Here is a 5,742-nt window from a genome sequence, read left to right as displayed (position 1 = left end):
GGACCTTGTCCCTGTGAGAGTAGGACGTCGCCAAGCAAGCTTAAGACGAGTCAGAATGACTCGTCTTTTTTGTGTTTTATAAAATAAGCTCGTTATCTGTAGTTTTCTTGAGCTATAAATAACGAGCTTATTTGTGTTAAAAAATAGCAATATGAAATTTCAGTAAAGCTCTGTTTATTATAGTTCTGCTGTATTTTTCACATCAATGAGCTCAAATCGTTCGCAAACGAGTAGCATATCTTCAGAAAAAGTAAAACCAAGCTCATTTAGTTCCTTTGTAAAAAAACGAACATGGGTGTTTCTCCAGTAATTATAAGTACGATCTCCTTCGCCTTCAGCGATGGCGAATTCTTCGCTTACTTCATTCATCGGTGTTACAGTTACTTCTATTGTCTTAATAATCGCTACAGGTTCATCCTGACTATTGAGTATAATACTATAATCATTAGTCGTTGGTAGTGGTTCATTTTCTAATTCATAAAAAATGTGACCGGAGCATGTTGCGGTTTTGATACCGTCAATTACTAATTGTGCAAGATAATTAGGGGAATCCCCAAATTGCCAAGCTGTAACAGATGCTGGTTTTTCATTGTTTCCCCAATAAGTATCCCAATATGTTTGTGCTAATGGGTTCATTTGTATCGTTACCTCACTCTAATTAATCTTTAGTTTTTTTATAATCCCTGAGAAATTTACTTATTTGTTATGCCTTTGTACTCATTTAAAATTTGTATCGGTGTGTTGCGAATTAAGAAAGAGAATATGCGGAATGAATATGGTTTGTAAACACGTTCTATCCATATATGGGATTTTTAATTTTCCAATTGTGTCGTACGGTAAAGGATATAACTGTTTGAAGAATATTCGGATTATTAAGGGCGATTTATTACAACTATGCCATATTGAAGTGAGTAATACTAGAGGTGAAATAGAGAAAAAACTGATATTCCAACTTGAATATCAGTTTAGTAATATGTGACTTATATGAATCTATAGCAATATGAAAAGCGTAAATAAGATAGCCAGCAAAATACGATAATATGCAAAAGGTTTTAAACCAATCTTCTCTAAAAGCTTCAAAAAAGTTACTACGGCTAGCATTGCTACTATAAAAGAGGTAATGAATCCTACCGCAAACATAGGGATGTCATCAACGCTTAAATATTTCCAACTTTTTAATAAGTCTAAGCCTGTAGCTCCAACCATTACAGGAAGAGCAATGAGAAAAGAGAATTCAGATGCGGTCTTATAATTTACTTTCGCTAATAACCCTCCAGAAATAGTAGAGCCAGCTCTAGAGAAGCCAGGATATACCGCTAAGCATTGAAATAATCCAATTGTTAATGCTTGACGGTAGGTTAAATCATCCAGTGAATAGGCGGTTGCTTCTGTCTTTTTTACTTCTGCAAAAATCATAAGAATTGCTCCTGCTACAAGTCCAATGACGACAGTATATGGCTGGAATAAGTATGTTTTAATAACATCATGTAATAGTAATCCAGCAACTACCGCTGGGAATACACCAAGAAATACATGGAATGCGTTGAATTTTTTCTCTTTTCGTAGAAGAGGTTTAATATTACATAAAGAAACAAGGCGTTTATAGTATAAAATCGCAATAGCTAAAATTGCTCCTAACTGTATAACGATTTCAAAGGTCTTTGCTCTTTCTCCTTCGAAACCTAATAAATGTCCGACTAATATAAGGTGGCCAGTAGAAGAGATAGGTAAAAATTCTGCTAATCCCTCTACAATACCGAGTATGAAGGCAATGATGATATCGCTCATAGTTTCACTCCTATAAATTAATGAATATCTACTCTCTTAAAATAGAATAGTGTTGCAATACATCCGAAAATTGCTGTTGCTGCAATGATGATATAAGAATACTCTGGTGGATATGTGGGTTGTAATTCGTTATTTGCGATATCTAGAGTAGCGGTCCACGGAAATAGATCTTTATGTTTAGAGTTCACGAGCATAAGGTTAGTCATTGTAATAATGACCGTTAATATAATAGGTGGTACATAGGTCTTCATTACAACGGTTAATAGTACAATAGGTGAAGACAATAGAAAGAGAAGTCCACCACATATTAAAAATTTTACGAGAGAGCTTAAGAGTAAGATGGTGCTAAATCCAGGGAAGCTACCTATTAGCCCTAATAATAAAGTTAGTGCCCAAGCGACTAAAGTAAGCATAATAATCCAAAGAAAGAGAATGATGAACTTACTTATAATAAAGCTAATGCGTGAGACTGGAATAGTTAGTAAATGTTTTAGTGTATCTTCTGTATATTCACGGGTAAACAGATAAGCAATCACTACCCCATATAAGGGGAATCCTATAACTAAAGTAGTATATAAGTTAACTTCAGTGAATAGTTGATGGAACAAAATAGTTGGAGTAGGTTGTTTTGTTTTTATGTGTATATAAGACGCTACGACCACTAAGAAGGGTGCGACGCCAGCCCCGATAATGCTAATCAAAAACATATTGGAACGTTTTAATTTTAATAGTTCTGTATAGAGCAGATTAACCAATTGTTCCACCTCCAACTAGATTGGTGAAATAATCTTCTAATCTGTCTTCGCTCATCGCCATTTTTAATACATCAACATCGTTAAGAACGAACGTTCTGTTTATGTGTCCTTGCTGTCCAAAATGAGAATAAATACGAATATTCCCTTCATCATGTACTTCATAATCAAAAATTTGAAGATGATTTTCTAATAGCATCGTGGCTCTATTGTCATTATTCACTTGAAATTCTATGTACTTACGGTTGGATTTGCGTAGCGTATCAAGAGAAACTTCTTCTAGTAACTTTCCTTCGTGGATAATTCCCATACGATCGACTAGTTGTTCTACTTCAGCTAATATGTGACTAGAAATGAGTATCGTTATATTTCTTTCCTGAGCTAAAGATTTAATGAGTTTTCGCATTTCTTTAATACCGATTGGATCGAGTCCATTAGTTGGTTCATCTAGTATGAGTAGTTCTGGATAGTGGAGAAGAGCACGTGCAATTCCTAAGCGCTGCTTCATTCCTAAAGAATACTTTCCTACTAACTTTTTTGTTTCATGCTGTAAGCCTACTATTTCTAATGCTTCTTCAATGGCATTCTTTTTGTGGATCCCAATTATTTTTGCATTAATTAATAAGTTTTCTTTTGCAGTTAAGTTTTCATAAAAACCTGGAACCTCAACGATAGAACCAATTCTTCTTAAAATATCTTTTTGATTTTGAAATAAATCCTCTCCGAATATTTCAATGTTTCCACTTGTAGGCTTTATAAGGCTAAGTAGCATACGTATGGTTGTTGTTTTGCCCGCACCGTTGCGCCCTATGAATCCATAAACTTCTCCTTGTAGAACATTAATATTTAGATTATCTACTGATTTTTGAGTGCCATATACTTTAGTAAGGTTAGTCGTTTTTATAATTGTATGTATAGGAGACACCTACTTTCTATAAGTTCTTACTTACATAATAAGAAGGAAGGCTTAACTGCATATTAATCATTTCTTAACTATTTCTTAAAAGAAGTGTATTTTGGAATGGAAAAACCAAAAGTAGTTCGTTTCCATGGGATACTTTCAACCCATATATGCCCACCATTTCTCTCAACGAGCGCTTTAGAAATCGAAAGCCCGAGACCGCTACTACCAAAAGAGGAGGTTCTTGATTGTTCGCTTCGGTACATTCGCTCAAATATGTTTTGTAAATCATGTTTTGGAATGCCAGGGCCTTTGTCCCAAATAAGAAGTTCATATTCTGTATTGGTTTCTAGTAGTTCGATTCCTACTGTTTTCCCATCTTTTCCGTAATAAATGGCATTTTTTATTAAATTACCTATAATTCGCATAAGGCTAAGGTGATCTGCGATGATAGGACAAGTAGATTCTGGTATAAGAACCTGTAGTTCGATATTATGTTTTGAGAGTTCAGGTAAAAAATCGATTAAAACTTCTCTAGTAACTTCAGAAAAATCGAGTTCTTCTTCTTTTAGTGGGAATTCATTGGCGTCTAGCTTTGCCATATTGAATATTTCATCAACTAGATGTTTTAAGTTATTTGATTTCATATAAAGTATTTTAAGATATTCTTGCTTTTCTATTTCAGAAGCAGCTACTCCATCTTTTAAAGCATCGATATATCCAATAATGGAGGTGAGTGGTGTTCGGATATCATGCGAGATACTAGACAAAAGTTGTTTTCTAGATTTCTCGTATCTTTTTGCTTCAATCCGAACCTTTTCTAATTCAGCTATTAGTTCGTTTATTGAAAAAACGATATTATGTAAGGAACGGTCATTGCTTGTGAATAATCTCGTTTGTAAATTTCCGTTTAATACACGACTTAATTTAGTATTCATTGATTTGTGATTTTGAATGAATTGTATCCTTGAAAAGAAGAGATAAGTTGTAATTAAGATAAGGGTAATAAATAAAGACATTTTTACTCTTGGGCCCATTTGTATATTTAAAAGTCCGCAAATGATAAGTTGTAATGAAATAAGGAAGAGGGTTTTATCAGTCTTCAAGCTTTTCACCTACAAACTTATAACCAATTCCCCATATAGTTTGAATGAATTTTGGATTAGAAGGATCGATTTCTATTTTCTTTCTAAGTTTTCGAATATGTACCATAACGGTATTGTCATCTTCTATATAATTATCGTCCCACACATTTCGGAAGAGCTGCGTTTTTGTAAATACTTGCCCTGGGTTTGAAGTAAAGAATTTTAATAGTTCCAGTTCTTTTCCGGTTAAGTTGATTTCCTCTTTATTTGTATGAACTGTATATGTATTTAAATTGATAGTGAGTCCTTTAAAAGCTAAAGTTGTTTTTTCTTGAACGGTATTGTTACTTCCAAGAACTAAAAAACGCCGCATAAGAGCTTTTACTCGTGCAACCACTTCGTGAATGCTGAAAGGTTTCGTAATGTAATCATCAGCGCCAATGCTTAAACCTAAAATTTTATCAACTTCGTGATCTTTAGCGGTCAGCATTAATATCGGTACGTTAGTTTTATCTCTAAGCTTTCTACATACTTCAATACCATCTACTTTTGGCATCATAATATCTAATATAACGAGGTTATAATTGTTTTGATTAAATAACTGCAAGGCTTCATCGCCGTTAATCGCAGTATCTACCATATATAATTCTCGTTCTAAATATATTTTTAATAAATTTCGAATTTCTTTATCATCGTCTGCTATAAGAATACGTATATCTTTCATATTATCACTTGTTTCTAATAGAGTTTTATTGGTAGTACAACACGATAAGCAAAGAGGTACATTAGGGAATACAATAACTCTCTAATTATATACTAGTATTTGTTAAAATAAGGTTGCTAGTTTCTTTAGGGAAAACATTCTTATAAATTAAGTAAGGTTTGACGAATGAAGTATTTAATTGAATATGTCTCGGAGGATAGATTTAGTAAAGAGAAGGAGAAGAGAGTTTCTCGTTAATGAAACTATTGTAAGGGCTTATATAGCCTAAAGGGTATTAACATATTTAAATTAAATTTCTTTGTAAAAAGGTATTGACGATTAGAGTATAGAGGTGTAATATAGAACAAGTCGCCGATGCAATAACGTCGAAAGCGACAAACGAAATAAAAAACTTAGTTGACATCAATTAACGAAAATGTTAACATAAGGGAGTCGCAAATGAGCGACCAAGTAGTTCTTTGAAAACTGAACGAAACAAACAACGTGAAACGT

6 protein-coding genes are annotated in these 5,742 nt (G+C 33.5%); all 6 read right to left on the bottom strand.

Annotation, left to right across the window (positions count from 1 at the left end; all coding sequences use genetic code 11):
- Nucleotides 1–177 precede the first annotated feature (177 nt).
- A complete protein-coding gene (locus tag JDS81_RS29670) occupies nucleotides 178–636 on the bottom strand; it encodes an ASCH domain-containing protein (protein ID WP_097955142.1) in 459 nt (152 codons plus the stop codon).
- A 354-nt stretch (nucleotides 637–990) separates the two neighbouring features.
- Nucleotides 991–1,788 (bottom strand): undecaprenyl-diphosphate phosphatase UppP, encoded by a 798-nt coding sequence (uppP, locus tag JDS81_RS29665; protein WP_001279969.1) that lies wholly within the window; start codon nucleotides 1,786–1,788, stop codon nucleotides 991–993.
- A 17-nt stretch (nucleotides 1,789–1,805) separates the two neighbouring features.
- Nucleotides 1,806–2,543 (bottom strand): ABC transporter permease, encoded by a 738-nt coding sequence (locus tag JDS81_RS29660; RefSeq protein ID WP_000247709.1) that lies wholly within the window; start codon nucleotides 2,541–2,543, stop codon nucleotides 1,806–1,808.
- Nucleotides 2,536–3,465, bottom strand: coding sequence for an ABC transporter ATP-binding protein (locus tag JDS81_RS29655; protein WP_000074550.1), 930 nt, complete (start codon nucleotides 3,463–3,465; stop codon nucleotides 2,536–2,538). The genes JDS81_RS29660 and JDS81_RS29655 overlap by 8 nt, the downstream gene beginning before the upstream one ends.
- Nucleotides 3,466–3,533: 68 nt before the next feature.
- On the bottom strand, nucleotides 3,534–4,547 hold the full coding sequence (locus tag JDS81_RS29650; protein WP_000845345.1) for a sensor histidine kinase: 1,014 nt from the start codon (nucleotides 4,545–4,547) through the stop codon (nucleotides 3,534–3,536).
- A complete protein-coding gene (locus JDS81_RS29645) occupies nucleotides 4,537–5,250 on the bottom strand; it encodes a response regulator transcription factor (RefSeq protein WP_000651986.1) in 714 nt (237 codons plus the stop codon). Before JDS81_RS29645 ends, JDS81_RS29650 begins: the two co-directional genes overlap by 11 nt.
- Nucleotides 5,251–5,742: the final 492 nt, after the last annotated feature.

The sequence above is a fragment of the Bacillus cereus group sp. N31 genome (genome assembly GCF_016483245.1).
GTDB lineage: Bacteria > Bacillota > Bacilli > Bacillales > Bacillaceae_G > Bacillus_A > Bacillus_A toyonensis.
Note: the sequence above shows the minus strand (reverse complement) of the source record. Positions and strands in the feature narration are given on the sequence as shown.